The organism is Lentzea sp. NPDC042327, from assembly GCF_040647275.1.
Lineage (GTDB): Bacteria > Actinomycetota > Actinomycetes > Mycobacteriales > Pseudonocardiaceae > Lentzea.
This window is the reverse complement of the sequence record NZ_JBEZBX010000017.1, coordinates 1-24,478: the sequence shown is the minus strand read 5'-3', so window position 1 is coordinate 24,478 and position 24,478 is coordinate 1. Positions and strand designations below refer to the sequence as shown.

Genomic DNA, 24,478 nt, shown 5'->3' with positions numbered 1-24,478 from the left:
GAGGCCAGCATGACCGACACCACTGAAACGCACGAGGCGGAGACCGCCCAGCAGGGCGCGATCTCCGACTTCGGCATCGACACGACCTCCATGTCCACCGGCGAAGCGGTGCGCGACTACTGGGCCAGGGTCCGCGGCGGCGAGCTCGGCTCGCTCCCCGCGCTCCTCGGGCTCGTGGTGCTGCTCATCGTGTTCAGCTCGCTGTCCGACACGTTCTTCACCCTGGGCAACCTCGCCAACCTGCTCCAGCAGGGCGCCAGCATCACCATCATCGCGATGGGCCTGGTGTTCGTGCTGCTGCTCGGCGAGATCGACCTGTCGGCCGGTACCGCGTCCGGTGTGACCGCCGCGGTGATGGCGCTGCACCTGATCCACAACGGCAACCTGCTCGGCGGCATGGGCGACACGGTGTTCTACGTGTTCTGCGGCCTGCTGGTGCTGGCGATCGTGCTCGCCGTGGTGATGAAGATCTGGGCGGGCGCCGCGCTGTCGGCCATCGCACTGGTGATCGCCGCCGTCGGCGTTCCCGCGAACGCCTGGCTGGAGATGCTGCTCGCCGTCTGCGTCGGCGCGGCCATCGGCTGCATCACCGGCTTCCTGGTCGCGAAGGTCGGCATCCCGTCGTTCGTCGTGACCCTGGCGCTGTTCCTCGTGTGGGGCGGTGTCGTGCTGCAGCTCATCGGCCAGGGCGGCACGCTCGGCCTGCGGGACGACACGATCTTCAACGTCGCCAACGGCAACCTCAACTTCGTCGGCTCGTGGGTGCTGTTCGTCGTCGCCGTCGGCGGCTACGCGGCGGTCGTGCTCACCCGGCACTTCTCCCGCCTGCGCCGGGGCCTCGTGGCCCAGCCGACCACGCTGGTGCTGGCCAAGATCGGTGCCCTCGCGGTGCTGGCCGCCGTCATCACCTACGCGCTCTCGCTCAACCGCGCGCCGAGCAACCTCGTCGTCATCGAGGGTGTGCCGTACGTGGTGCCGCTGGTGCTCGTGCTGCTGGTGATCGGCACCTTCGTGCTCGACCGCACCTCCTACGGCCGCCACGTCTACGCCGTGGGTGGCAACAAGGAAGCCGCGCGCCGGGCCGGCATCAACGTCGAGCGGATCCGGATGAGCGTCTTCGTGATCGCCTCCTCCGCCGCCGCGATCGGCGCGATCGTGTACTCGTCGAAGGTCGGCTCGGTCGACCCGAACGCCGGTGGTGGCAACACGCTGCTGCTGTCGGTCGGCGCGGCCGTCATCGGTGGCACGTCGCTGTTCGGTGGCAAGGGCCGTCTGCGCGACGCCGTCATCGGTGGCGCCGTGCTCGCGATCATCCAGAACGGCATGGGCCTGCTCAAGCAGCCCGCCGCGGTCGTGTTCATCGTGACCGGTCTGGTCCTGCTGCTCGCCGCGAGCGTCGACGCCCTGTCCCGACGCCGAGCGGCGAACTCGGCTCGCTGACGCGGTGACTGGACCCACGTCCGGCACCCGTCCCGACGAGATCCGCAGGCACAACAGGACGGCGCTGCTGCGCCGCCTGCACGTCGACGGACCGTCCACCAGGGCGTCGCTCGCGGCCGAGCTCGGGCTCAACCGCAGCACGATCAAGGCACTGGTGGACGGTCTCGCCGAAGCCGGCGTGGTCGCCGAACGCGTGCCCGCTCTGCGCAGCGGAGCGGGCCGCCCGTCCCTGCTCGTCCTGCCCCAGCCGCACGCGGCGGTCGTGATCGCGATCGACGTGCGCGTGGAGCACGTGGCGATGGGGTTCGTCGGCCTCGGTGGGGAGATCCTCGGGCGGGACAGCTGGAACCTGCACCGGACGCGTGATCCGGGTGAGGTCATCACGCACATCGTCGACTCGGCGCGCCTCATGGCCGACGACCTCGACGCCACCGCCGTCGGAGTGGGCGTCTCGGTGCCCGGAGTCGTGCGGCGTGCCGACGGGCACGTGCACGAGGCACCGAACCTGCACTGGACGGACGTGGCCCTCGGCACACGCCTGGAGGCGGTGCTGAAAGTGCCCGTCCAGGTCGGCAACGACGCGGAGCTCGGTGCGCTCGCGGAGCACGTGCGCGGCGCGGCGCAGCAGTCCTCGGACATGGTCTACATCTCCGCCGACGTGGGCGTCGGCGGCGGCGTGATCCTGTCAGGGCAGCCGTTGCGCGGCACCGGCGGCTACGTCGGCGAGCTGGGGCACATGGTGGTCAACCCGCGCGGGCGGCAGTGCTACTGCGGCTGCACCGGCTGCTGGGAGACCGAGGTCGGGGAACCGGCGCTGTGCCGGGCACTCGGCCTGCCCGACGACGCCCCGCGCGGCGCTGTCGTCGCGGCGCTGCGGGCACTCGACGACCCGTCCGTGCTCGACGAGTTCGCCGACTGGCTCGCACTGGGGCTCGCGAACATCGTCAACGTCCTCGGCCCGGAGATGGTCGTGCTGGGCGACCTCTACACGGCGCTGCCGGCGTCGGTGGTCGACGGGGTCAGCGCGGCCGTGCAGCGGCGCAGCCTCGTCTCCAGGGCCGTCGGCGGCACCCAGGTCGTCACGTCCCCGCTGGGCAGGGACGCGAAGCTCGTCGGCGCAGCGGAGCTGGCCTTCGAACCGGTGCTCGACACCATCTGACCGCTGGGGGGAGACCACCCGCGGAAGCGAAGGGGCCGGAGATCCAGTGGATCTCCGGCCCGAGCGGCTAGGTGGGGTGGAAGTCAGCCCTGCTGAATCTCAGCAGCGAGTTCGCGCAACTTCTCACTGTGCGCGCGAGCGTGGTGCCCGCAGAACAGCAGCTCGCCCCCGGACGGGAGCAAGGCGCGAACCTGGGCAGCAGCCCCGCAGCGGTCGCAGCGGTCGGCAGCGGTCAACTCGGGGCGGGTGAGTGCTGCAGTCATGATGAATCTCCCTCCGTCCCAGCAACGAAACGTTGTGTTCCGGTGCCCTCTTACCAAGCTGCGACCACAGCGCCCCTGGCTTGGTGCGCGTGCTCGCTGGCTCCACTCTGACAGACGTTTTGGCGATAGTCAGTGTTCCCGTGTGCGTGGCGACTCGCGTCACTCCGGGATTTACCCGCTTGACGCAGGCTCACACCTGGGTTTGCCACCGGTTCACCGGCTTGACAGGTACCCACAGCAACCGAAAACGTGCTGGTGGAGCAGCCCTTCAGGGCCGTTCGGTCGGTTGCGTGCAACCGGGAGTGTGATATCGGTTGCTCTTGTCCGCCCGCAGCGAACAGGTCACGAACGTCCCACGATTCGGACGCGGAACCGTGATCAAAACGCCCTCGCAAGCACCTGACTTGGAAGCACGACGGCCCCGCACCGAACCGGTGCGGGGCCGTCGTGCGTATGTCTTTGTAAGACGCTGTCCTAGTCGAGGTAGTCGCGCAGGACCTGCGACCGCGACGGGTGCCGCAGCTTCGACATCGTCTTCGACTCGATCTGCCGGATGCGTTCCCGCGTGACGCCGTAGACCTGGCCGATCTCGTCGAGCGTGCGCGGCTGGCCGTCGGTGAGGCCGAAGCGCAGCCGGACGACGCCCGCCTCGCGCTCGGACAGCGTCGCGAGCACGGACTGCAGCTGGTCCTGCAGCAACGTGAACGAGACGGCGTCCACGGCGACGACGGCTTCCGAGTCCTCGATGAAGTCACCGAGCTGGCTGTCGCCCTCGTCACCGATCGTCTGGTCCAGCGAGATGGGCTCACGCGCGTACTGCTGGATCTCCAGCACCTTCTCCGGCGTGATGTCCATTTCCTTGGCGAGCTCTTCCGGAGTGGGCTCGCGGCCCAGGTCCTGCAGCAGCTCGCGCTGGATGCGACCCAGCTTGTTGATGACCTCGACCATGTGCACCGGGATGCGGATGGTGCGGGCCTGGTCGGCCATCGCGCGGGTGATCGCCTGGCGGATCCACCACGTGGCGTACGTGGAGAACTTGTAGCCCTTGGTGTAGTCGAACTTCTCGACCGCGCGGATCAGGCCCAGGTTGCCCTCCTGGATCAGGTCCAGGAACGCCATGCCGCGGCCGGTGTAGCGCTTGGCCAGCGACACGACGAGGCGGAGGTTCGCCTCGAGCAGGTGGTTCTTGGCGCGCTCGCCGTCGCGGACGATCCAGCGCAGGTCGCGGCGCAGCTGCGGCGTGAGCTTCTCGGCCTCCTCCTCGGAGCGGCGCACGCGTTCGGCGGCGTAGAGACCGGCCTCGATGCGCTTGGCCAGCTCGACCTCCTCCTCGGCGTTGAGGAGGGCGACCTTGCCGATCTGCTTGAGGTAGGCGCGGACCGAGTCGGCCGAGGCGGTGAGCTCCGCGTCCTTGCGCGCCTGGCGCAGGGCCTCGGACTCCTCCTCGTCCCAGACGAAGTCGCCCTCGCTCTTGGGGTCCTCGGCCTCTTCCGGCTCGTCGGCGATCGGCTCGTCGACCAGCTCGACGTCCTCCAGGTCGCCTTCGCCGGGAGCGCCTTCCACGTCCTCAGGCTCGTCGCCCTCGCCGGCCTTCTTCGGCCCGCCCTTGGCGGCGGCGTCCTTGGCCCCTGCCTTGCGCGGAGCGCGGGTGGTCTTGGCGCCGGCGGCCTTGGCTGCGGGCTTCTTGGCTGCCGCAGCGGTCGTCTTGCGCTTCGTCGTCTCCTCGGCCTCGCCGGCCGCGGTCGACTTGGTGGTCTTGGCGGCGCTCGCGGCGGAGCTGGAGCGTCGGGTTGCGGTTTCTGCGGCTGCCACGTACGCCCTTTCGCGACGGTCGTTCAAGGCTGACCAGAGGGCGCGAAACCTCGGTCGCCAGAGTTCAGGGGATCTCCCCGCCGATCTTGACTGGCGGGTGTGCGTTCCATTGTAACGACGTCCGTGACGCGGTGTTGCGCCCCGAGGCTGTTCGAGGCGCTCCCACCTGCGTTCTCGCAGCTAGATCCAGTCGAGAGGAACGGACACGTTTCGGTGTCGGTTACCCGCTACGGCCGGGCGCCGTGCGCCGCGGCCCACGCGACACCGACGATGCCCGCGTCGTTCTTCAGCGCGGCCGCGACGACCTCCGTGCGCACCTTGAGCAACGGCAGCCACTTGTGCGCCTTCTTGCTCACGCCGCCGCCCGCGATGACGAGGTCCGGCCAGATGAGGTCCTCCAGCACGTTGACGTACCGGCTGACCCTGGGCGTCCACTCCTCCCAGGACAGCTCCTTCTCCTCCTTGACCGACGCCGCCGCGCGCTTCTCCGCGTCGTGCCCGTCGACCTGGAGGTGGCCGAACTCGGTGTTCGGGACGAGCTTGCCGTCCAGGAACACCGCGCTGCCGATGCCCGTGCCGAACGTCAGCAGCACCACGGTCCCGAGCCTGTCCACACCCGCGCCGTACGACATCTCCGCGATGCCGGCGGCGTCCGCGTCGTTCATCACGACGATGTCCTCGGGCTTGCGGCCCAGGCGTTCGGCGAACAACGACGCCGCGTCGCAGCCGATCCAGCCCTTGTCCACGTTCGCGGCGCTGTGCGCGACGCCGTGCTTGACGACGCACGGCAGCGTCACGCCGACCGGTCCGTCCCACTGGAACTTCTCGACGATCTCGGCGACGACGTCCGCCACCGCGTCGGGAGTCGAGGGCTGGGGCGTGGGGATCCGCATCCGTTCGCCGTCCAGTGAGCCGGTTTCGAGATCGACCAGCCCGCCCTTGATGCCGGAGCCGCCGATGTCCACACCGAACCCGCGGGTGATGCCCATCCCCGTGGTCCTTCCTACTCGATTCAGTAACCGTGGTGCGCAGACATTAGCCTGACGTTGTCCGATAGTCCCGTGCTAGTGACGCAGGAGGGAACCGGTCGTGCTTGATCCCCGGCCACTCGTCGACATCGCCGCAGCCATCGGACGGGAAGCAGGTGCTCTCGTCCAGCGCATGCGCGCGTCCGCGGTGGTGTCGTTCGACACGAAGAGCACCTCCACCGACGTGGTGACGGAAGCCGACCGCGCCTCGGAACAACTCGTTCGGACGCGTCTGTCCGAGGCCCGGCCCGGTGAGCCGGTGCTGGGCGAGGAGGAGGGCGGGTCCGTCGGCTCCGGCCTGACCTGGGTCGTCGACCCGATCGACGGCACCGTCAACTACCTCTACGGCATCCCCTGGTACTCGGTGTCGATCGCGGCGCAGCTCGACGGCGAGTCGGTCGCCGGCGCGGTCTTCGAGCCGGCGACCGGCCGGATGTGGACGGCGGCGCGCGGGCACGGCGCGTTCCTCGACGGCGAACCGGTGCGCGTGTCGGCGGCCACGGACCTGTCGCTGTCGCTGCTGGGCTACGGCTTCGAGTACCGCGCCGAACGCCGTCAGCGCCAGGCCGACACCTGGGCAGCGATGTCGACCCGCGTGCGGGACATGCGCCGTGCCGGTGCCGCCTCGCTCGACCTGTGCTCGGTGGCCGCCGGTCGCCTCGACGCCTACGCCGAGCACGGCCTGGGCCGCTGGGACTGGGCGGCGGGCGCGCTGGTCGCCGCCGAGGCGGGTGCGGTGGTGCGGCTGCCGGGGACGTCGCCGGAGCTGGGGGAGGACGCCACGTTCGCCGCCGCGCCCGGTGTCGCCGACGCCATGTACACGGCGTTGGTGGAGTCGGGCTTCGGCAAGGTCTGATTGACGCGGCTCGTGCACGTTGACCGGATCAACATGTGGGTTGATCCGGTCAACTGATGACTGATCGCTGTCCAGTCAACCTGGACTCAGCTGGAGCCGTCTGGCTCACGGCCGGGTGGAGCGGGACGAGAGGTCAGCAGGTCACTTCACGGGCCGCGGCCACGTTGTCGGCGTTCAGCGTCGGCGGGTTCGGCTCGGCGACCTGACCGCCCTGCTGCTCCGGCTGCTGGTCCGCCCACTCCTTGAGCTGGTCGAGGACCTTGCGGGCGGCGCTGTTCGGCTTGACCTCGTCGAACTTCTTGCCCACCGACACGTCGACGGTCGCGTCCTGGCGGTCGTCGCGCACCAGCTCCAGGCACGGTTCGACGAGCGACAACGTCCGCGCCGCCTGGGCGCCGGGCGCACCGAAGCGGAGCTGGCCGCGGCAGTTCATGTCCCCCGCGGGGTAGACCGGGTCGTTGCCGGGTTCGGCCGCCTGCTTCATGCCGAGCTCGGTGAGCATCACCGCCACGGCCTTCGCGTGGTTGCGCTGCGTCGAGGCGTTCACCACGCGGAAGTTCACGTCACCCACCGGAACCGGGTTCGTGCGGTCCAGCGCGTCGTGCTCCAGCACCGTGCCCAGGGCGGGCGGCGGCGCGACCGGTGCCGCCGCCGGGTCGACCACGCTCGTCACGTTCGTGGTCGTGCCGCCGGGCGGGTTGCACCTGATGGCCGCGTCCACGTCACTGGCGCTGCCGAGCACCTCCACCCACACGAAGACGGAGCTGACCAGCAGCACCGTGAACAGGATGAGCGCGGGTACCGGCCGGCGCCGCTTGTACGGCGTCAAGCTTCCCGATGCGGGTCCCACGTCCGAAGCCCTCCCCGTGTTCCAACCCTCTGATCAGCCTAGGCCCTGCCCGGCCGGCGTGCGCCGCGGCGCACGTGACCCACCGCACCGGCCCGGTCGCTCTCAGTCAGGACGGTACCTGCCCGGAGCGAGGTTGCACGCCGAGCCGAAGGTGCTCCCGCACAGGGTATCGGTCCAGCGTAGAAAGGTTGTGTCACCCGTCCGGTCGGTAAGGGGTAACCCGATGTCGGGTCATTCGGGCAGTGAGCTACCCTCTGCGCGCTCCGCACACATGTCGATCAAGCCGACGGTCACGTCAAGGGGGTTGGCTTGCCACGGAGTGCGAGAGACCTACGTCACCTTGACGTGGGGCACAAAAGAGGGCGCTGGAGCGTTAACCAGCGACACGAACAGTCTCCGTAGACCGCAGGGGTGAAGAAGATGGCGACCGACTACGACGCGCCGCGTCGCAGCGAGGCGGACGAACTCGCTGAGGACTCCCTCGAGGAGTTGAAGGCCCGGCGGAACGAGACGCAGTCCGGCGTCGTCGACGTCGACGAGGACGCGAGCGCGGAGAACTTCGAGCTCCCCGGAGCCGACCTGTCCGGCGAGGAGCTCACGTTCAAGGTCCTGCCCAAGCAGGCCGACGAGTTCACGTGCTCCAAGTGCTTCCTGGTGCACCACCGCAGCAGGCTCGCCGAGGACAACGGCGGCGTGTACATCTGCCGCGACTGCGCCTGATCCGCAGGCCTCAACAGCACTGGGCGCTCACCCGCACGGGTGGCGCCCAGTTGTGTTTGACCGACCTCGACGGCACCGTCGAACTTCAGCCTTTCGGGGAAACCTCAGGCCTTCAGCGCGGCGGCGAGCCGCTCGGGGTGCCGGGTGCTGACCAGCCAGTAGGGCGTCGGGTCCTCCGGGTCGGTCACCCGCACGCGCACCATCGGCTTGACCCAGCCGCGGTGCAGCACGAACGCCGCCGGGTCGAGCTCACGACCCATGGCGGCGCGCCGGGCCTCCGGCGCGATGACCTCCACCTCGCCCAGCAGCTCCAGCGGGATGTGGGCCTCGCCCACGTGCAGCTCACCGCCGGACACCTCGACCTTCGTCGACCCCATCCGGACGATCAGCAGGACGGTCAGCGGCAGCAGGACCGCGTACGGCAGCCAGGAGCGCACCCCGGGGAACCCCATGTGCACCTCGGCGGCCAGCAGAGCGGCGGCCAGCAGCGGCAGCGGCCAGATCCACCACGTCACGTACAGGCGCTCGCGGAAGGTCGTAGTGGCGGTCACGGCAGTCTCACTCACGTCGTCAGGGTAATCTCGGCCGCCGTGTCCAGCGTCGAGGTGTTGCTGACCCGGCTCGATCCGGGGGTTCCCGTGCCCGCCTACGCCCGTCCCGGCGACGCGGGCGCCGACCTGGTCACCACGTCGGACGTGGTCATTCCACCAGGCGAGCGCGCGGTGGTCGGCACCGGTGTCGCGATCGCGCTCCCCGACGGGTTCGCGGGCTTCGTGCACCCCCGCTCCGGCCTGGCCGCGCGGGTCGGGTTGAGCGTGGTGAACACGCCGGGGACGATCGACTCGGGCTACCGCGGTGAGATCCGCGTTTGCCTCGTGAACCATGATCTGCGTGAGCCGATCGCCCTCTCGCGCGGCGACCGGATCGCCCAGCTCGTCGTGCAACGCGTCGAGCACGCGGTGTTCCGGGAGGTCACGGCGCTGCCGGAGACGGAGCGCGGTGCGGGGGGCTACGGCTCGACCGGCGGGCACGTGGTGCTCGCCGGCACGGCAACCACAGAGACCGAGGGGTAAGGGATGTTCGGAAGGCGCCGCAAGCGCGGTCGTCACTCCGCGGGGGGCGTTGACACCGGCCTGGAGAACGACGAGGTCTTCGACGACGTGGAAGGCCCGTGGGACTCGACCGTCGCACCGAAGGACGACGTGCAGCGGCTCGACCTGGGTTCAGTGCTGCTGCCCATGCCGGACGAGGCCCAGCTGCAGGTCGAGATGGACCAGCAGAGCGCATCCGTGCGCGCGGTGCACATCCTCACGCCCGTCGGTCAGCTGACGGTGAGCGCGTTCGCCGCGCCGAAGTCCGGTGGCCTCTGGAAGGAGGTCGGCGCCGAGCTGATCGCGGGCCTCAAGGAGGACGGCGCCCGCATCAACCGGGAGAACGGCGAGTGGGGCGAGGAGATCACCGCGCGCAACCAGGGCGTGCAGATCCTCTTCGTCGGCATCGACGGCCCGCGCTGGATGCTGCGCGGTGTCGCCGCCGGTCCCGAGGAGCACTTCGAGCACAACGCCGCGGCGTTGCGCGAGATGATCCGCGGCACCGTGGTCGTGCGCGGTGAGCAGCCGATGCCGCCCCGCACCCCGCTGCCCGTCGAGCTGCCGGAGGCGATCGCCCGGCAGATCCAGCAGCAGCAGGGCTAACGCCCCTGCGCCCGACGCCACGCCTGCACCGCACGCCCCAGCGCGTGCGGGTAGGCGTCCAGCGTCGTCTCCACCAGCACGGCGCGCGGCAGTGCGTCCGCCCACGCGCGTGCGACCTCGACCGGGTGCACCGGGTCGTCGACGCAGCCGACGATCCCCGCGGGCACGTCGAGGGACCTCAGCTCCGCCAGGGTCGGCGCGACCGACTCGGCCGCCTCGGCGAGGTGCGGCACGAGCAGCTCGCCGTAGCCGTGCCAGGCGCGCCGCAGCTCGTCGTGCAGCCAGCCGGACGTGCCGGCGAGCGCCGCGTCGATCCCATGTGCCGCAACGACTTGCGCGCTCGCCCTCGCCGCGAGTGCGGCCGGTGCGCCGTCCGGGCTGCCGTTCCACGCGGGCAGCGCGAGCACGAGCCCCGCGCACCGGTCCGGGTTGCGGACCGCCCACGACACGGCGACGTGCGCGCCGAGCGAGACGCCCCCCACCACGATCGGGTGCTCTGCGGCGGCGTGTTCCAGTGCCGTCAACCGTTCACTGAGTGTGCGGGCGTGCGGAGCGTCAATCACTGCTCCGACCTGCGACAACGGGTCCGTGAAGACGGAACGGACAAACACGGCGTCGGAGGCGGTACCGGGCAGCAGGAGGACAGTCTCGACAGGCACGGCCGAGATTGTCCGCCCTCGTGCGTACCCTCACTGTCAGACGGTCCACACCACTGGGCCACCAAGGCACTGCAGGAGTCGGGGATGGGCGGCTATTGGCACCGCTTGGTGCGTCGCTTGACCAGCGACGTCGCCGAGCTCGACGCGGACGACCTGTCGCGGAAAGCGGAGGCCGTCGGCGCGGTGAAGGCCTGCGACTGCAAGTCCGGTGAGGAGGTCACCGTCCTGGGCCGGCTCCGCAGCGTGGAGCTCTGCCCCCGCGACGCGGCCGCCACCCTGGAAGCCGAGCTCTACGACGGCACCGAGGGCGTCACCCTCGTCTGGCTCGGCCGCCGTCGCATCGCGGGCATCGAGCCTGGTCGGACGATCAAGGCCCGTGGCCGCATCGCCGTGCGCGACGGGCGCAAGGTGCTCTACAACCCCTATTACGAGTTGCAGATCGCTTCATGACCTCAGCCAAGACCGAAGAAAAGCAGCCCACCGTCCTCGAGCAGATGGGCGGAGTGAGCGGAATGCTCTACTCCTCGCTGCCCGTCGTCGTCTTCGTGATCGTCAACTTCGCCGCCAAGAACCTCATGGCCGCGATCATCAGCGCCCTGGCGGCGGCCGTCGTGATCGGCGTGGTCCTCGCCGTCCGCAAGGGCACGATCCAGCCCGCCATCTCCGCCGTCTTCGGCGTCGGCATCGCCGCGTTCATCGCCTACAAGACAGGTGAGGCCAAGGGCTTCTTCCTGTTCGGCATCTGGCAGAGCGTCGTCTACGGCGGCGCGTTCCTGCTGTCGATCCTCGTGCGCTGGCCGCTGGCCGGCGTGATCTGGGCGTTCCTCAACGGCAGAGACCGCTCCTGGCGCTCCGACAAGGCCTCACTGCGCGACTACGACATCGCCACCTTCGTGTGGGCGCTCGTCTTCTTCGCCCGCTTCGTCGTGCAGCGCTGGCTCTACGAGGAGGACCAGGTCGGCTGGCTGGCCGTCGCCCGCCTCGGCATGGGCTACCCGCTGATGGCCATCGCCCTCGTCGCCACCGTGTGGGCCGTCCGCCGCGCCGACAAGCGCCTCAAGGCCGCGGAGGAAGCAGCCGAGCGGGAGGCGGAGGCCGAGCTCGCCGCGGAGACCGACGAGGTCCTCGCCCGCACGGCCGACGACCTGCTCACCCCGGACATGGACGAGCTGAAGCGCACCGTCGAGCAGGAGTCGCGCGAGAAGTCCCGCGACTGACGCACTTTCGACACGGACAGGGCCGGGCCTCCGCGAGGAAGCCCGGCCCTGTCCCGTTCCACACGGGGCTCGTCGCGGTACCGGTCGCTCGCTAGCACTGGCCGAAGAGCGCGCGCAGCCCGCACCGCCCGGTGACGCCGACTGCCGCGTACGTGGTGTGCAGGTGGTTGTCGACGGTGCGCTTGGCGATGGCCAGGCGGTCGGCGATCTCGGTGTTCGTCAGCCCCGCCACGGCCAGGCGCGCGATCTCCCGCTGGCGGTGGGTGAGGGCGACGAGCGTGCTCGTGACCGCCAGGCCCGGTGTGGTCGCGCCGTCGAACGACTCGGCGAGCGCGGCGGCCTGCCGTTCCAACCGGTCCGCGTCGCGGGGCCGGTCGTGCAGGCGGGACAGGCGGCCGGCCTCGGCGATCGACTCGGCGGCGAACAACGTGGCACCGCACGCCAGGAACGCCGCTGCCACCTCCTCCAGCCCCGCCGGGTCACGCAATGCGCGCGCCTGCGCGTGGGTGGCGTATGCGGTTGTGAGCGGGTCTTTGCGCGACTTCGCCAGTTCCAGCAGACGCGGTGAGGTGTCGGCCCCGAACCGTGCGGCGTCGTGCAGCGACACGATTTCCTCGGAATGTGCGCCGTGGGCCCATGCGGCGGCGGCGTTGTCCAATGCTGCCTGCACGGCCTCATCGACCCGTCCCGCACTCGCGAGCACCCACGACCGTGCGCCACCGACGGCGAACCGTGCCACGCGCCAGGCCGGTCGCAACCCGGCCTCGGCGCCGGCCAGTGCGCGTTGCGCGCGATCGGTCTGCCCCCGCAGTGCGGCTCCGGCGGCGAACTCGGCCAGCAGCACGACGTCCCACAGCGTCAGCGGTGCGTTCGGCTCGGGAAGGCCTTCGGCGCTGATCCGCACAGCCGCCGCCGCTTGTCCGCGCATGCGCGCGCTCTGGCTCAACAACACCCGCGACGACACCTGGGATGCCGGGCGGTGCCCTTCTTCGGCCAACGTCCGCGTGGCACGTTCCTCGGCCGGCGCCAGGTCACCGGAGAGCAGAAGGCTCGCCGTGCAGACCTCGTCATCGGCTGCGGCCCGCGCGATGGCGTCGGTGTGGTGGCCGCTGAGCCGGTCGGCGACCGCGAGCACCCGCCGGCCGGCCCGTTCGTCCACGGCGAGCAGCAGCGCGCCGACCAGCCGGAGCACCGGTACTGGTGCGGCCTCCACCGCGAACTCCGCCGCGGTGTGCAGGACCGCGCGTTCCAGCTCCGCGGGCAGTGCCGCCGCTGTCAGCTCGTCCAGCACGGCGACAGCGGCTTCCTCGTCTCCCAGACCGAAGAACAGCTCGGACGCCCGCGTGCGGGCGACCTCGACCCGCCGCGCTTCGTCGCGCCCGACCAGGGGCAACTGATCGCTCACAGCTGGTAAGTGCGCGGATGCGCTCCGCAGATACCGCTCGATCGGTGCGTCATGCGGTCCGATGCCGACGTCGGGGCCGCATGACACTCCTGAAGCCGGGAACGACCAGCCACAGCGCAGCGGTCGAGATCGCCGGTCCCAACCGGTTTAACGGCATCGCGGTGCAGCTATGGGACTGCCATGGCGGCGACGACCAGCACTGGAACGCACCCTGATATCCGATATCCAGTACATCAGCACGCGATATATCGGATATGAGCTCTAGCTCCGAGCCCATATCCGATATGCAGTATCCGATATGCGGTATATCAGTAGCCGAGCGCGGACTTGATGTCCTGCTCGACCGCGGCGGTCGTGACGAACAGCAGCTCGTCGCCGCCTTCGAGGGTGTCGTCCGGCTGTGGCACGATGACCCGCCCGCCCCGCAGGATCGTCACCAGCGCGGCGTCACGCGGCAGGGTCAGCTCCGACACCGCGCGCCCGGCGAACGGCGTCGACTCGTCGAGCGTGATCTCCACCAGGTTCGCCTGGCCCTGGCGCAGCGTCAGCAGCCGCACCACGTCGCCGATCGTCACCGACTCCTCGACCATCGCGGCGAGCAACCGCGGCGTCGACACGGCGACGTCGACCCCCCACGACTCGGTGAAGAGCCATTCGTTCGTCGGGTCGTTCACCCGCGCCACCACGCGCCGCACCGCGAACTCGGTCTTCGCGAGCAGCGACACCACCAGGTTGACCTTGTCGTCACCGGTCGCGGCGATCACCACGTCGCACAGCTGCATGCCGGCGTCCTCCAGGGACGACAGCTCGCACGCGTCGGCCTGCACCCACTCGGCCTGCTCCACCGAGTTCGGGTCGAAGTGCGCCCGGTCCCGTTCGATCAGCATGACCTGGTGCCCGTCCTGGACGAGCTCCTGCGCGATGGACCGCCCCACCGCACCCGCACCAGCGATCGCGATCCGCATCAGCTCTCCTCCGGTGCCTGCAGCGCCGCGGCCGCGACGTCGGTGACCGTGCCGGACAGCGCCGCCACGTAGATGGTGTCGTCCGCCTGCACCGTGGTCTTCGCGTCGGGCAGCACGCCCGTGCCGAACCGCATGAGGAACGCCACCCGCGCCCCCACCGCGGCCTCCAGTTCGAACACCGGCCGGCCGACCCACCGCTCGTCGACCTCGACCGGCAGCACCGCCACCGTGCCGGACGGGTCGCGCCACGCCGTCGCCGCGCCCTCGGGCAGCAGCATGCGCAGGAACCGGTCGGTGCTCCACGGCACCGTCGCCACCGTCGGGATGCCCAGCCGCTCGTACACCGCGGCCCGCTTGTGGTCGTAGATGCGCGCGACGACGTGCTCCACGCCGAACGTCTCCCGCGCCACCCGCGCCGAGATGATGTTCGAGTTGTCGCCGCTGGAGACCGCCGCGAACGCGCCGGCGCGCTCGACACCCGCCTCGATCAGCACGTTGCGGTCGAACCCGTTCCCGACGACCTGCTGGCCGTGGAAGTCCCCGCCCAGCCTGCGGAACGACTGCGCGTCCTTGTCGATCACGGCGACCTGGTGGTCCAGCCGTTCCAGGGCCTTGGCCAGGGACGCCCCCACCCGCCCACAACCCATGATCACCACGTGCACCGAATGCCTCCTCAGGCGAACTCTGCGCAGAACCTACCGAGCATTAGCCCGTCCCGGTGAGCGGACCCCTTACGCTCTGGCCGTGTCCAAGCTCGCCACCGCTGCCAAACGCCTCCTGGTCGGACGGCCGTTCCGCAGCGATCGCCTCGCTCACACCCTGCTGCCCAAGCGCATCGCCTTGCCGGTCTTCGCCTCCGACGCCATGTCGTCGGTCGCGTACGCGCCGGAGGAGATCTTCCTGATGCTGTCGGTGGCGGGCTTGAGCGCCTATGCGATGGCACCGTGGGTGGGGGTGGCGGTCGTGGTCGTGATGCTGACCGTGGTCGCCAGCTACCGGCAGAACGTGCACGCCTACCCGTCGGGTGGCGGTGACTACGAGGTCGCGACGGTCAACCTGGGCCGCAGGGCGGGGCTGACGGTGGCGAGCGCCCTGCTCGTCGACTACATCCTCACCGTCGCGGTGTCGATCTCCGCGGCGATGGCGAACATCGGCTCGGCCATCCCGTTCGTCGCCACGCACAAGGCCGAGTTCGCGGTCGCGGCCATCGTGCTGCTGACGGCGGTGAACCTGCGCGGCATCCGCGAATCCGGCAGCGCGTTCGCCGTCCCCGTCTACGCGTTCATGATCGGCGTGTTCGGCCTGATCGGCTACGGGCTGTTCCGCGGCTTCGTCCTGGGCGACGAGATGCGCGCGGAGAGCTCGGGCCTGGAGATCCACGCCGAGTCGGACCACCTGATGGGACTGGCGTTCGTGTTCCTGGTGCTGCGGGCTTTTTCGTCCGGTTGCGCCGCTTTGACCGGTGTCGAGGCGATCAGCAACGGCGTGCCCGCGTTCCGCAAGCCGAAGTCGCGCAACGCCGCGACGACGTTGCTGCTGATGGGCGGCATCTCGGTCGTCATGCTGATGGGCCTGATCATCCTCGCCCAGCTCACCGACGTGCGGATGGCCGAGTCGCCCGCGCAGCAGATCACCAACGCCCCTGAGGGCTACGAGCAGAAGACGATGGTGGCGCAGATCGCGCACGCCGTGTTCGACAGCTTCCCGCCCGGCTTCTACTTCATCGCCGGCGTCACCGCGCTCATCCTGGTGCTCGCCGCGAACACCGCGTTCAACGGCTTCCCGGTGCTCGGCTCGATCCTCGCCCAGGACCGCTACCTGCCCCGCCAGCTGCACACCCGCGGCGACCGGCTGGCGTTCTCCAACGGCATCCTGTTCCTCGCCGGCTTCGCGGTCGTGCTGGTGATCGCGTTCGACGCCGAGGTCACCCGGCTGATCCAGCTCTACATCGTGGGCGTGTTCGTGTCGTTCACGCTCAGCCAGCTCGGCATGATCAAGCACTGGCAGCGGCTGCTCAGGACCGAGACCGACGCCCAGGCGCGCACCAGGATGCGCCGCTCCCAGATGATCAACACCTTCGGCCTGGCGCTGACCGCGACCGTGCTGATCATCGTGCTCATCACGAAGTTCACGAAGGGCGCGTGGATCGCCATCGCGGCGATGGCGGCCATCTACGCGTTGATGACCGCGATCCGCAAGCACTACGACACCGTCGCCGAGGAGCTGCGCCAGCAGGAGCGGGTCCGCACGCTGCCGGCCCGCAACCACGCGATGGTCCTGGTGTCCAAACTGCACATGCCGACGCTGCGGGCGCTGTCCTACGCCAAGGCCACCCGTCCGGACGTGCTGGAGGCCGTCACGGTCAACGTCGACGACGGCGACACCCGCAAGCTCGTCGCGGACTGGGAGCGGGAGAACTTCAAGGTCCCGCTGAAGGTCATCGAGTCGCCGTACCGCGAGATCACCAAGCCCGTCCTCGACTACGTGAAGCGGGTCAGGTCGGACAACCCGCGCGATGTCGTTACGGTGTTCATCCCCGAGTACGTGGTCGGCCACTGGTGGGAGCAGCTGCTGCACAACCAGAGCGCGTTGCGGCTCAAGGGAAGGCTGCTTTTCCAGCCGGGAGTGATGGTGACGAGCGTGCCCTGGCAGCTCACGTCTGCGGCCAAGGTCCGCGACAAGGACGTCATCGCGCCCGGCGCTGTCCGGAGGGGACTTGACGACCGGTGAGCTGGGTAGGACGACGTTTCGAGGTAGAGGTGGGGCCCGTCGCGCACGGCGGGCACTTCGTCGCACGGCACGAGGGCCGTGTTCTGTTCGTGCGCCACGCATTGCCCGGTGAGCGCGTTGTCGCCTCCGTGTACGAGGACAACGGCGGGTCGTTCTGCCGTGCGGACGCCGTGGAGGTCCTCCAGGCGTCACCGGACCGCGTCGAGGCCCCGTGTCCGTTCAGCGGGCCGGGGCTGTGCGGCGGCTGCGACTTCCAGCACGTGGCGTGGGACGCGCAACGGGAGCTGAAGGCGCAGGTCGTCCGCGAGCAGCTGAGCCGTCTCGGCAAGATCGAGCGGGACGTGGTCGTGGAGGCGCTGCCGGGCGGGCCGCTGGAGTGGCGGACCCGCATCCGGATGGCCGTCGACGGTGACGGGCGACCCGGTTTCCGCGGCACCCGTTCCCACGATGTGATCCCGGTCGACCACTGTGTGATCAGCCGGCCGGGCATGGTCGAGGCCGTGACCGACCGCAGGTGGCGGGCGCAGGAGCTGACGATCGTCCAAGACGGTGACGGCAACCGCCATGTGGGTGAGGTGCGCGGCCGACACACCGTGCGACGCGCCGGAACCGGTACGGCCGTCGAGACGGCCGCCAGCCGAAAGTGGCGAATTTCCGCCGACGGCTTCTGGCAGGTCCACCCGGCGGCGGCGGACACGTTCGCGACCGTCGTGGGGCAGTGGGCCGCGGCCGAGCCCGGCCAGCGCGCGTGGGACCTCTACGGCGGCGCCGGGCTGTTCGCGTCGGTGCTCGGCCGCCAGGTCGGCGACACCGGGTCCGTGCTGGTCGTGGAGTCCTTCCCGGGCGCGGTCGAGGACGGCAGGCGCAACCTGCGGCGCATGCCCCAGGTCGAGTGGGTCGTGGGCAAGGTAGAACGCCTGGTGACCCGTCCGCTGCCGGTGGAGGACCCGCAGGTCGTGGTCCTCGACCCACCGCGCAAGGGGGCGGGCAAGGTCGTTGTGGCTGAAGTCGCACGGCGCCGTCCGCAGCGGGTGGTCTACGTGGCCTGCGACCCCGCCGCACTGGCACGTGACCTGGCCGAATTCACAGTTCAGGGGTACCGGCTCGACCAGCTGCGGGCCTTCGACGCGTTCCCGATGACCCACCACGTGGAGTGCATCGCCCTGCTCGTACCTGAGACGCGCTGACCATGCGTCTCAGTCGCGTCTCCGTAGACTGAGCCGAAGTCTTCAGGAGTGAGGTGGCGTGGTGACCCTGCTGGAGTCCGTGCACGGACCGGCTGATCTGAAACGGATGGACGAGGCGCAGCTGACGCAGCTGTGCGAGGAGATCCGGCGTTTCCTGGTCGACAAGGTGTCCAAGACGGGCGGGCACCTCGGCCCGAACCTGGGTGTCGTCGAGCTGACCGTGGCACTGCACCGGGTGTTCGACTCGCCGCAGGACCCGATCGTGTTCGACACCGGGCACCAGTCGTACGTCCACAAGATCGTCACCGGCCGGCGCGACGGTTTCGACCGGCTGCGCCAGCAGGGCGGCATGTCGGGCTACCCGTCGCGGTCGGAGTCCGAGCACGACGTGCAGGAGAGCTCGCACGCCTCGACGGCGCTGTCCTACGCGGACGGCCTGGCCAAGGCGAAGCAGATCAACGGCAGCGGCGGCCACGTGGTCGCCGTCGTCGGCGACGGCGCGCTGACCGGCGGCATGTGCTGGGAGGCGCTGAACAACATCGCGGCGGACAAGACGCGCCCGGTCGTGATCGTGGTCAACGACAACGGCCGCTCGTACTCGCCGACGATCGGTGGTCTCGCCGACCACCTGTCGTCGCTGCGGCTGCGGCCCGGCTACGAGCGCGTGCTGGAGAAGGGCAAGAGCGCGCTGCAGCAGACGCCGTTCTTCGGCAAGCCGCTCTACGCCGCCCTGCACGCCGCCAAGCGCGGCATCAAGGACGCGCTGGCGCCGCAGGCGATGTTCGAGGACCTCGGCCTCAAGTACATCGGCCCGGTCGACGGCCACGACCAGGCGACGCTCGAGTCCGCGTTGCAGCGCGCGAAGTCGTTCGGCGGCCCGGTGATCGTGCACGCGGTCACCCGCAAGGGCATGGGCTTCGCGCCGGCCGAGAACCACGAGGCCGACCAGATGCACGCCACCGGGATCATCGACCCGATCACCGGCGAGGACGTGAAGCCGGCCGGCCGGACCTGGACGCACGTGTTCTCCGACGCGCTCGTCGACGTCGGCCGCGAGCGCTCCGACGTCGTGGCGATCACCGCCGCGATGCAGGGGCCCACCGGCCTCGACCCGTTCGCCAAGGCGTTCCCGGAGCGCTTCTTCGACGTCGGCATCGCCGAGCAGCACGCGCTGACCTCCGCCGCCGGCCTCGCCATCGGCGGCCTGCACCCGGTCGTCGCCGTCTACGCCACGTTCCTCAACCGGGCGTTCGACCAGCTGCTCATGGACGTCGCGCTGCACCGGCAGGGCGTCACGGTCGTGCTCGACCGCGCGGGCGTCACCGGCCCGGACGGCGCGTCGCACCACGGCATGTGGGACATGTCGATCCTCGGCGTGATCCCCGGCGTCCACGTGGCGGCGCCGCGCGACGCCGCCTCGCTGGTCGAGGAGCTGCGCGAGGCCGTGGACATCTCCGACGCGCCCACCGTCATCCGCTACCCGAAGGCGTCCGTGGGCAAGGACCTGCCCGCGGTGGAACGCGTGGGCTCGGTCGACGTGCTCCGCCGCTCCGGCAACGACGTGCTGCTGGTCACGGTCGGCGCGCTGGGCGAGCTGGGGCTGGAAGCCGCGCAACGGCTTGAGGACCAGGGCATCGGCGTGACGGTCGTCGACCCGAGGTGGATCTACCCGATGTCGGATGACCTCGTGGAGCTGGCCGCGGCGCACAAGCTCGTCGTGACAGTCGAGGACGGCGGCCGCCACGGCGGCTTCGGTTCGGCGTTCGCAGCCGCGCTGCGCGACGCCGACGTCGAGGTGCCGTTGCGCGACATCGCCCTGCCGCAGCAGTTCCACGACCACGGCTCGCGCGGCGAGGTGCTGTCGCTGTGCGGCATCACCGCGCAGGACGTGGCGCGCCGCGTCACCGAGTGGGCGGCCCGCCTGGAGTGCCTGCCGGTGGAAATCGACGCGCGGGCGGACAAGCAGGTCGGCTAGCCTCCTCCTCGCGCCCGCTCCCCGGTGGCCCGGCAGGTCTTCCTCGCCCGGGTTCCACGATCGAAGCGGGCACTGGGTGCCTTAAAAGCACCAGGTTCGAATCCTGGAACCACGACCCCGGTCGCACACGGGGACGTCGGGCCCTGCGCGTCCCTTGTGGACGCCCGCCCGCCGTCCCGCCGGCCGGGGTCGTGGTGTACCCGGACCGAGGGGGGAGAGATGGTGAAGCACACGCTGTACCCGTGGGAGCGGGGTGTCCGGTTCGACCGCGGTGTGCTGGTGGGCGAGGTCGGTCCCGGCCGGCACCGCCTGCCGTGGCGGGCCGCGCTGCACCGCGTCGACGTCCGCCCGCGCACGATGACCCCGGCGGCGCAGGACGTGCCCACCTCCGACGGTGTGCTGGTGCGCGTGACCGTCGTGGTGCGGTGGGCGGTGTCGTCGCCGACGAGGTTCATCGTCGAGTCAGCGTCTCCCGAAGCTGAGCTGTACACGGCCGTGCAGCTGGCGTTGCGCGGTTCGGTGCTCACGCGCGCACATTCGGCGGTGGACCCCGAGCGCGAGGCCATCGCGGCCGAGGTCGCCGCCGGTGTCGCCGCACGTGCCGAAGAGCTGGGCATCTCCGTTGCCGAGGTGGCCGTGCGCGACGTCGTGATGCCCGGTGAGCTGCGCCGTGCGGCGCTGGCCGAGCTGGTCGCGGCCGCGGAGGGACGGGCCGCGCTGGAACGGGCGCGCGGGGAGACCGCAGCGCTGCGGTCGTTGCTGAACGCCGCCCGGCTGGCCGAGGAGCACCCGGCGCTGCTGGAGCTGCGGGCGTTGCAGGCGGCGTCGACCGTCGTCGTGGACCGGCCTAGGCGAGCCTGACCGGCAACGAGCGCAGCCGGCCGCCCATGATCCCGACCGGTTCGGTGCGGGTGGGGACGGCGGTCAGCCGCGCGTTCGGGTAGGCGGTCCGGAAGGTCTCCGCGAGGGCGCGCAGCTCCAGCTGGGCCAGCTGCGCGCCGATGCAGTAGTGCGGGCCGTGCCCGAACACCAGGTCCGGGACGCGGGTCAGGTCGACCAGCACGGGCGAGCCCGCGGGCACCCTCGTGCCGCCGAGGTCCACCTCGGCCGTGGTGAAGCGCCACAGCGTGTACGGCGCCGGTGGGTGCTCCCGCAACGACTCCCGCACCAGCACGTCCGGCGGCTCGTCGGTAGTGAGCAGGCGGGCGACGAGCGAGCCGGCCGCGAGGTCGGTGGTGATCTGCCCGGCGAACAGGATCGTGAACACCTGGTAGTGCAGGTCCTGCTCGGTCGTGCCGGGCGGCATGCGGAGCTCCGCGGTCGCCTCCGCCGACAGCCGTGCGAAACCGGCCATGGCGGCGGGGACGTGCGCCGGGTAGTCGACCAGCATCAGGCGGCACGACGTCATCGCCGTCTCGACGTGGTGCGCGGGGATGCCGAGCAGCTCGCACAGCACCGCCAGCGGGTACCGCGGCGTGAAGTCCTCGACGAGGTCGACCTCGTCGGGCAGCTCACCGAGCAGCTGCTCCGCGATATATCGCACACGGGGGTAGAACGCGCGCAGCTTCGCGGCGTTGAACAGCGGCGCGAAGGCCTTGCGCAGCTCCGCGTGCGGCTCACCGTCGAGCGTGGTGATCGCGAGCTGTTGTCCGGCTGTCGGTTCGAGGCCCGCTGTCGCGGCGTCCCAGTGCTTCGGCGCGAGCGCGGTGTCCTTGGCGAACCGGCTGTCGGTGAGCACCTCCTTCGCCAGGCCGGGTTCGGTGACGATCCAGACGGGGTGGTCGTACCAGATTTGCTGCATCACGCAGTGACTGTATCGCACAGTAGCTGCGTTGCGCAGTGATTGTGCGGCGCTCGTATGCTCGCGACCATGACGCAGCTGCTGGACGAGGTCCTGCGTGCCGTGGCCAGGTGGCAGATCCCGGTGATCCAGTTCAACGGGATGCTCGCCGAGCGCCTCGGCATGAACTGGACAGACCTCCAGGCGCTGTTCGTGCTGGCCAACGACGGCCCGGCCACTCCGGGCGAGCTCGCCAAGCGGGTCAACCTGACCAGCGGCTCCGCCTCGCGGATGATCGAGCGGCTCGTCCGGGCCGGGTACGTGCGCCGGGTGCCGGACCCGCACGACCGGCGCAAGGTCGTCATCGAACCCGACGACGACGCGGTGCGCCGGGTCGGCGGGCTCTACGACTCGCTGAACGAACGGCACCTGGCCGACCTCGGCTCGTTCGACGAGACCGAGCTGGCCGCGGTGCTGCGGTTCCTGCGGACCGCGGCCGCCCGCACGGAGGAGCAGATCCGACAGGGCCTGTGAAGGTGCCGTTAAGCGCCTTCTCAGGTGTTTGTGGCACCTTTGTGGCGTGCGGATATTGGTAGTCGAGGACGAGGTGCCGCTGGCCGACGCGATCGCTCGCGGCCTGAGGCGCGAGGGCATGGCCGTGGACGTCGCCTACGACGGCGAGACCGGGCACGAGAAGTCGACGGTCACCAGGTACGACGTCGTCGTCCTCGACCGGGACCTGCCCGGCATGTCCGGTGACGAGCTGTGCAAGGAGATCCTCAGCTCCGGCGCGCTGACCAGGGTCATGATGCTGACCGCCAGCGGGTCGATCGAGGACCGCGTGTCCGGGCTCTCGCTGGGCGCCGACGACTACCTCGCCAAGCCCTTCGCGTTCCCCGAGCTCGTCGCACGCGTGCGCGCACTGGCCCGCCGCGCGACGCCGGCGACGCCGCCCGTGCTCTCGGCGCAGGACGTCGAGCTTGACCCCGCACGGCGGACCGTGTCCCGCGGCGGGACGCCGATCGAGCTGACCCGCAAGGAGTTCGGCGTGCTCGAGGTCCTCCTCGCCGCCAAGGGCTCCGTCGTCAGCAGCGAGGAGCTGCTCGAACGCGTCTGGGACGAGAACGCCGACCCGTTCACCACGACCGTGCGCGTCACCGTGATGACGTTGCGCAAGAAGCTGGGCGAGCCGGGCATCATCGACACCGTGGTGGGTTCCGGTTACCGGGTGCCCAGTGCCTCGATCGGGTCTGCAGAGGTCTGACACGTGCGACGGCGCGGGCCGGGGCTGAGGCTCCGGATCACGCTCCTCACCACCGCGCTGGTCGCGGTGGTGAGTGCTGTGCTGCTCGCGCTCGGGTGGGTGCTGGTCGGCCGCGTCTTCGACTCGTCACCGTCGTTCCCCGCAGGCAGTCAAGTCAACGTTGACGGCGTCAACGTCGACGTGACGGTGTTGACGGAGGCGTTGACCACCGCAGCTCGCCAGGACCTCGTGCGGGCGGGGCTGGTGGCGTTCGCGTGCATGGTGCTGGCCGCGGCCGTGCTGGCGTGGACGTTCACCGGCCGGGTGCTCAAGCCCCTGCACGACGTCACCGGAGCCGCACAACGCCTGTCCGCCGAGTCGCTCGGCTCGCGGTTGCGTCTGGAGGGGCCGCGCGACGAGGTCGCGGAGCTCGCGGACACCTTCGACGCGATGCTCGACCGCCTCGAAGCCGCCTTCGACTCCCAGCGCCGGTTCGTCGCGAACGCGTCGCACGAACTGCGCACCCCCCTGTCCGTGGTGCGCACCGAGCTGGACGTGACCCTGTCCGACCCGGACGCCGACGTCGAAGAGCTGCGGCGCATGGCCGGCGTCGTGCGCGCGGCGGGGGAGCGGGCCGAACAACTGGTGTCCGCGCTGCTGTTGCTCGCGCGCACGGACGGCATCGGACTCGCGGTCCGCGAACCCGTCGACCTGTCGGCGTTGGTCGAGTCGGCGTGGAGGGCCGTGCGCGCGGAGGCCGAGGCACGCCATCTGCGCACCGTCTTCCGCTGTGCGCCCGCACTCGCCGTCGGCGACCCGGCACTGCTGGAGCGCATCGCGGGCAACCTGCTGGAGAACGCCGTCCGGCACAACCACGTCAACGGCTGGATCGAGACGACCGTCGAAACCGGCCCGCAGTGGTCGGTGCTGCGGGTGTCGTCGTCAGGTCAGCTCATCGCCCCGGACCGCGTCGAGGAGCTGTTCGAGCCGTTCCGCCGCGGCGTCAAGGACCGGACCAGCCAGTCCGGCACCGGCCTCGGACTCTCGATCGTGCGCGCCGCCGTGGCCGCGCACGGCGGGTTTGTGCAGGCAGTGGCCGTGCCGGCGGGTGGCCTGTCGGTGACCGTGCACCTGCCCAGCGCACCTCGGTGAGGCCAGGTGCAAGATCTTCGACGTGGCCCCGGTCACACTGTGCGTCGATCTTGGGGTGTTTAGGCCTTCCGTGCGAGGTCTGACCTGCGCAGATGTAGTGGCGGACCCCCGATTTGGATGTTGGGAGGCCACCGTGTAAATTTCTCTCTGCCAGCGCGGAACGGGCCGGGAAACACCGGAACGGAGCGCGGCGAAAGACTTCTAAGCCTGACACAGCCCCGGAAGTGACTCTCCTCGGAGATGAGCTGCGGTGAGCGCGTGTTCTTTGAGAACTCAACAGCGTGCCGATAACACAGCCAGTAATATGAATACTCCTCGTCAGGAGTATTCCTTTGAGTAGCTA

Annotated in this window: 26 protein-coding genes; 16 read left to right on the top strand and 10 right to left on the bottom strand. The window is 70.3% G+C overall.

Annotated elements, in window-relative coordinates; all coding sequences use genetic code 11:
- Positions 1 to 9: 9 nt before the first annotated feature.
- Together AB0A63_RS33430 and AB0A63_RS33425 are read left to right on the top strand one after the other, a co-directional pair.
- Positions 10 to 1,440: an ABC transporter permease gene (locus AB0A63_RS33430; RefSeq protein ID WP_360398318.1), complete on the top strand. Its 1,431-nt coding sequence runs from the start codon at positions 10 to 12 to the stop codon at positions 1,438 to 1,440.
- Between the two features lie 4 nt (positions 1,441 to 1,444).
- The gene (locus AB0A63_RS33425) at positions 1,445 to 2,599 is read left to right on the top strand and encodes an ROK family protein (protein ID WP_360398316.1); all 1,155 of its coding nucleotides are present in this window, start codon (positions 1,445 to 1,447) and stop codon (positions 2,597 to 2,599) included.
- 83 nt (positions 2,600 to 2,682) lie between these two features.
- On the opposite strand, the gene AB0A63_RS33420 is transcribed toward AB0A63_RS33425, so the two are convergent.
- The 3 genes from AB0A63_RS33420 to ppgK form a co-directional block, all read right to left on the bottom strand.
- Positions 2,683 to 2,865 carry a hypothetical protein gene (locus AB0A63_RS33420; protein ID WP_045316573.1) on the bottom strand — a complete coding sequence of 61 codons (183 nt, stop codon included), beginning with the start codon at positions 2,863 to 2,865 and terminating at the stop codon, positions 2,683 to 2,685.
- 471 nt (positions 2,866 to 3,336) lie between these two features.
- Positions 3,337 to 4,674, bottom strand: a complete 1,338-nt coding sequence (locus AB0A63_RS33415) for an RNA polymerase sigma factor (protein WP_360398314.1) — start codon at positions 4,672 to 4,674, stop codon at positions 3,337 to 3,339.
- Positions 4,675 to 4,901: 227 nt separating this feature from the next.
- Complete coding sequence (gene ppgK, locus AB0A63_RS33410) at positions 4,902 to 5,663, bottom strand: polyphosphate--glucose phosphotransferase (protein ID WP_360398312.1); 762 nt, start codon at positions 5,661 to 5,663, stop codon at positions 4,902 to 4,904.
- 100 nt (positions 5,664 to 5,763) lie between these two features.
- On the opposite strand from ppgK, the gene AB0A63_RS33405 reads away from it, so the two are divergent.
- On the top strand, positions 5,764 to 6,558 hold the full coding sequence (locus tag AB0A63_RS33405; RefSeq protein ID WP_360398310.1) for an inositol monophosphatase family protein: 795 nt from the start codon (positions 5,764 to 5,766) through the stop codon (positions 6,556 to 6,558).
- 133 nt (positions 6,559 to 6,691) lie between these two features.
- Here AB0A63_RS33405 and cei read toward each other — a convergent pair whose 3' ends face one another.
- Entirely contained in the window at positions 6,692 to 7,387 is a 696-nt protein-coding gene (cei, locus tag AB0A63_RS33400; protein WP_360398308.1) for an envelope integrity protein Cei, read from the bottom strand.
- 441 nt (positions 7,388 to 7,828) lie between these two features.
- Here cei and AB0A63_RS33395 point away from each other — a divergent pair, with 441 nt between their 5' ends.
- On the top strand, positions 7,829 to 8,128 hold the full coding sequence (locus tag AB0A63_RS33395; protein WP_086667480.1) for a DUF4193 domain-containing protein: 300 nt from the start codon (positions 7,829 to 7,831) through the stop codon (positions 8,126 to 8,128).
- A gap of 104 nt (positions 8,129 to 8,232) precedes the next feature.
- On the opposite strand, the gene AB0A63_RS33390 is transcribed toward AB0A63_RS33395, so the two are convergent.
- Complete coding sequence (locus tag AB0A63_RS33390; protein ID WP_360398306.1) at positions 8,233 to 8,694, bottom strand: DUF3093 domain-containing protein; 462 nt, start codon at positions 8,692 to 8,694, stop codon at positions 8,233 to 8,235.
- Positions 8,695 to 8,718: 24 nt separating this feature from the next.
- Here AB0A63_RS33390 and dut point away from each other — a divergent pair, with 24 nt between their 5' ends.
- Together dut and AB0A63_RS33380 are read left to right on the top strand one after the other, a co-directional pair.
- The gene (dut, locus tag AB0A63_RS33385) at positions 8,719 to 9,201 is read left to right on the top strand and encodes a dUTP diphosphatase (RefSeq protein WP_360398304.1); all 483 of its coding nucleotides are present in this window, start codon (positions 8,719 to 8,721) and stop codon (positions 9,199 to 9,201) included.
- 3 nt (positions 9,202 to 9,204) lie between these two features.
- Positions 9,205 to 9,822 carry a DUF3710 domain-containing protein gene (locus AB0A63_RS33380; RefSeq protein ID WP_360398302.1) on the top strand — a complete coding sequence of 206 codons (618 nt, stop codon included), beginning with the start codon at positions 9,205 to 9,207 and terminating at the stop codon, positions 9,820 to 9,822.
- On the opposite strand, the gene AB0A63_RS33375 is transcribed toward AB0A63_RS33380, so the two are convergent.
- The gene (locus AB0A63_RS33375; protein ID WP_360398300.1) at positions 9,819 to 10,346 is read right to left on the bottom strand and encodes an alpha/beta hydrolase; all 528 of its coding nucleotides are present in this window, start codon (positions 10,344 to 10,346) and stop codon (positions 9,819 to 9,821) included. The two genes, AB0A63_RS33380 and AB0A63_RS33375, sit on opposite strands and share 4 nt — an antisense overlap.
- A 219-nt stretch (positions 10,347 to 10,565) precedes the next feature.
- Here AB0A63_RS33375 and AB0A63_RS33370 point away from each other — a divergent pair, with 219 nt between their 5' ends.
- A complete protein-coding gene (locus tag AB0A63_RS33370) occupies positions 10,566 to 10,931 on the top strand; it encodes an OB-fold nucleic acid binding domain-containing protein (RefSeq protein WP_065913341.1) in 366 nt (121 codons plus the stop codon).
- A complete protein-coding gene (locus AB0A63_RS33365; protein ID WP_360398298.1) occupies positions 10,928 to 11,698 on the top strand; it encodes a DUF3159 domain-containing protein in 771 nt (256 codons plus the stop codon). Before AB0A63_RS33370 ends, AB0A63_RS33365 begins: the two co-directional genes overlap by 4 nt.
- 91 nt (positions 11,699 to 11,789) lie before the next feature.
- Here the strand turns inward: AB0A63_RS33365 and AB0A63_RS33360 are convergent, their stop codons facing one another.
- A complete protein-coding gene (locus tag AB0A63_RS33360) occupies positions 11,790 to 13,103 on the bottom strand; it encodes a LuxR C-terminal-related transcriptional regulator (RefSeq protein WP_360398296.1) in 1,314 nt (437 codons plus the stop codon).
- Positions 13,104 to 13,183: 80 nt separating this feature from the next.
- Between AB0A63_RS33360 and AB0A63_RS33355 the strand changes: the two genes are divergently transcribed.
- Positions 13,184 to 13,318 carry a hypothetical protein gene (locus tag AB0A63_RS33355; RefSeq protein WP_360398294.1) on the top strand — a complete coding sequence of 45 codons (135 nt, stop codon included), beginning with the start codon at positions 13,184 to 13,186 and terminating at the stop codon, positions 13,316 to 13,318.
- Between the two features lie 93 nt (positions 13,319 to 13,411).
- Here AB0A63_RS33355 and AB0A63_RS33350 read toward each other — a convergent pair whose 3' ends face one another.
- Together AB0A63_RS33350 and AB0A63_RS33345 are read right to left on the bottom strand one after the other, a co-directional pair.
- Complete coding sequence (locus AB0A63_RS33350; RefSeq protein WP_053738527.1) at positions 13,412 to 14,068, bottom strand: TrkA family potassium uptake protein; 657 nt, start codon at positions 14,066 to 14,068, stop codon at positions 13,412 to 13,414.
- The gene (locus tag AB0A63_RS33345; RefSeq protein ID WP_360398292.1) at positions 14,068 to 14,730 is read right to left on the bottom strand and encodes a TrkA family potassium uptake protein; all 663 of its coding nucleotides are present in this window, start codon (positions 14,728 to 14,730) and stop codon (positions 14,068 to 14,070) included. Before AB0A63_RS33345 ends, AB0A63_RS33350 begins: the two co-directional genes overlap by 1 nt.
- An 82-nt stretch (positions 14,731 to 14,812) precedes the next feature.
- Between AB0A63_RS33345 and AB0A63_RS33340 the strand changes: the two genes are divergently transcribed.
- From AB0A63_RS33340 to AB0A63_RS33325, 4 genes are all read left to right on the top strand, one after another.
- Positions 14,813 to 16,798 carry an APC family permease gene (locus AB0A63_RS33340; RefSeq protein ID WP_360398290.1) on the top strand — a complete coding sequence of 662 codons (1,986 nt, stop codon included), beginning with the start codon at positions 14,813 to 14,815 and terminating at the stop codon, positions 16,796 to 16,798.
- Positions 16,795 to 17,985, top strand: a complete 1,191-nt coding sequence (locus AB0A63_RS33335; protein ID WP_360398288.1) for a class I SAM-dependent RNA methyltransferase — start codon at positions 16,795 to 16,797, stop codon at positions 17,983 to 17,985. Before AB0A63_RS33340 ends, AB0A63_RS33335 begins: the two co-directional genes overlap by 4 nt.
- Positions 17,986 to 18,046: 61 nt before the next feature.
- Positions 18,047 to 19,960: a 1-deoxy-D-xylulose-5-phosphate synthase gene (dxs, locus tag AB0A63_RS33330; RefSeq protein WP_360398286.1), complete on the top strand. Its 1,914-nt coding sequence runs from the start codon at positions 18,047 to 18,049 to the stop codon at positions 19,958 to 19,960.
- A 219-nt stretch (positions 19,961 to 20,179) separates the two neighbouring features.
- Positions 20,180 to 20,821 (top strand): SPFH domain-containing protein, encoded by a 642-nt coding sequence (locus AB0A63_RS33325; RefSeq protein WP_360398284.1) that lies wholly within the window; start codon positions 20,180 to 20,182, stop codon positions 20,819 to 20,821.
- On the opposite strand, the gene AB0A63_RS33320 is transcribed toward AB0A63_RS33325, so the two are convergent.
- Complete coding sequence (locus AB0A63_RS33320; RefSeq protein ID WP_360398282.1) at positions 20,808 to 21,764, bottom strand: cytochrome P450; 957 nt, start codon at positions 21,762 to 21,764, stop codon at positions 20,808 to 20,810. The two genes, AB0A63_RS33325 and AB0A63_RS33320, sit on opposite strands and share 14 nt — an antisense overlap.
- 66 nt (positions 21,765 to 21,830) lie before the next feature.
- Here AB0A63_RS33320 and AB0A63_RS33315 point away from each other — a divergent pair, with 66 nt between their 5' ends.
- The 3 genes from AB0A63_RS33315 to AB0A63_RS33305 are packed head-to-tail and all read left to right on the top strand — an operon-like array spanning position 21,831 to position 24,135.
- The gene (locus tag AB0A63_RS33315) at positions 21,831 to 22,274 is read left to right on the top strand and encodes a MarR family transcriptional regulator (RefSeq protein WP_360398280.1); all 444 of its coding nucleotides are present in this window, start codon (positions 21,831 to 21,833) and stop codon (positions 22,272 to 22,274) included.
- Between the two features lie 46 nt (positions 22,275 to 22,320).
- Positions 22,321 to 23,004, top strand: coding sequence for a response regulator transcription factor (locus AB0A63_RS33310; RefSeq protein WP_065913330.1), 684 nt, complete (start codon positions 22,321 to 22,323; stop codon positions 23,002 to 23,004).
- A 3-nt stretch (positions 23,005 to 23,007) separates the two neighbouring features.
- Positions 23,008 to 24,135 carry a HAMP domain-containing sensor histidine kinase gene (locus AB0A63_RS33305; RefSeq protein WP_360398277.1) on the top strand — a complete coding sequence of 376 codons (1,128 nt, stop codon included), beginning with the start codon at positions 23,008 to 23,010 and terminating at the stop codon, positions 24,133 to 24,135.
- Positions 24,136 to 24,478 lie beyond the last annotated feature (343 nt).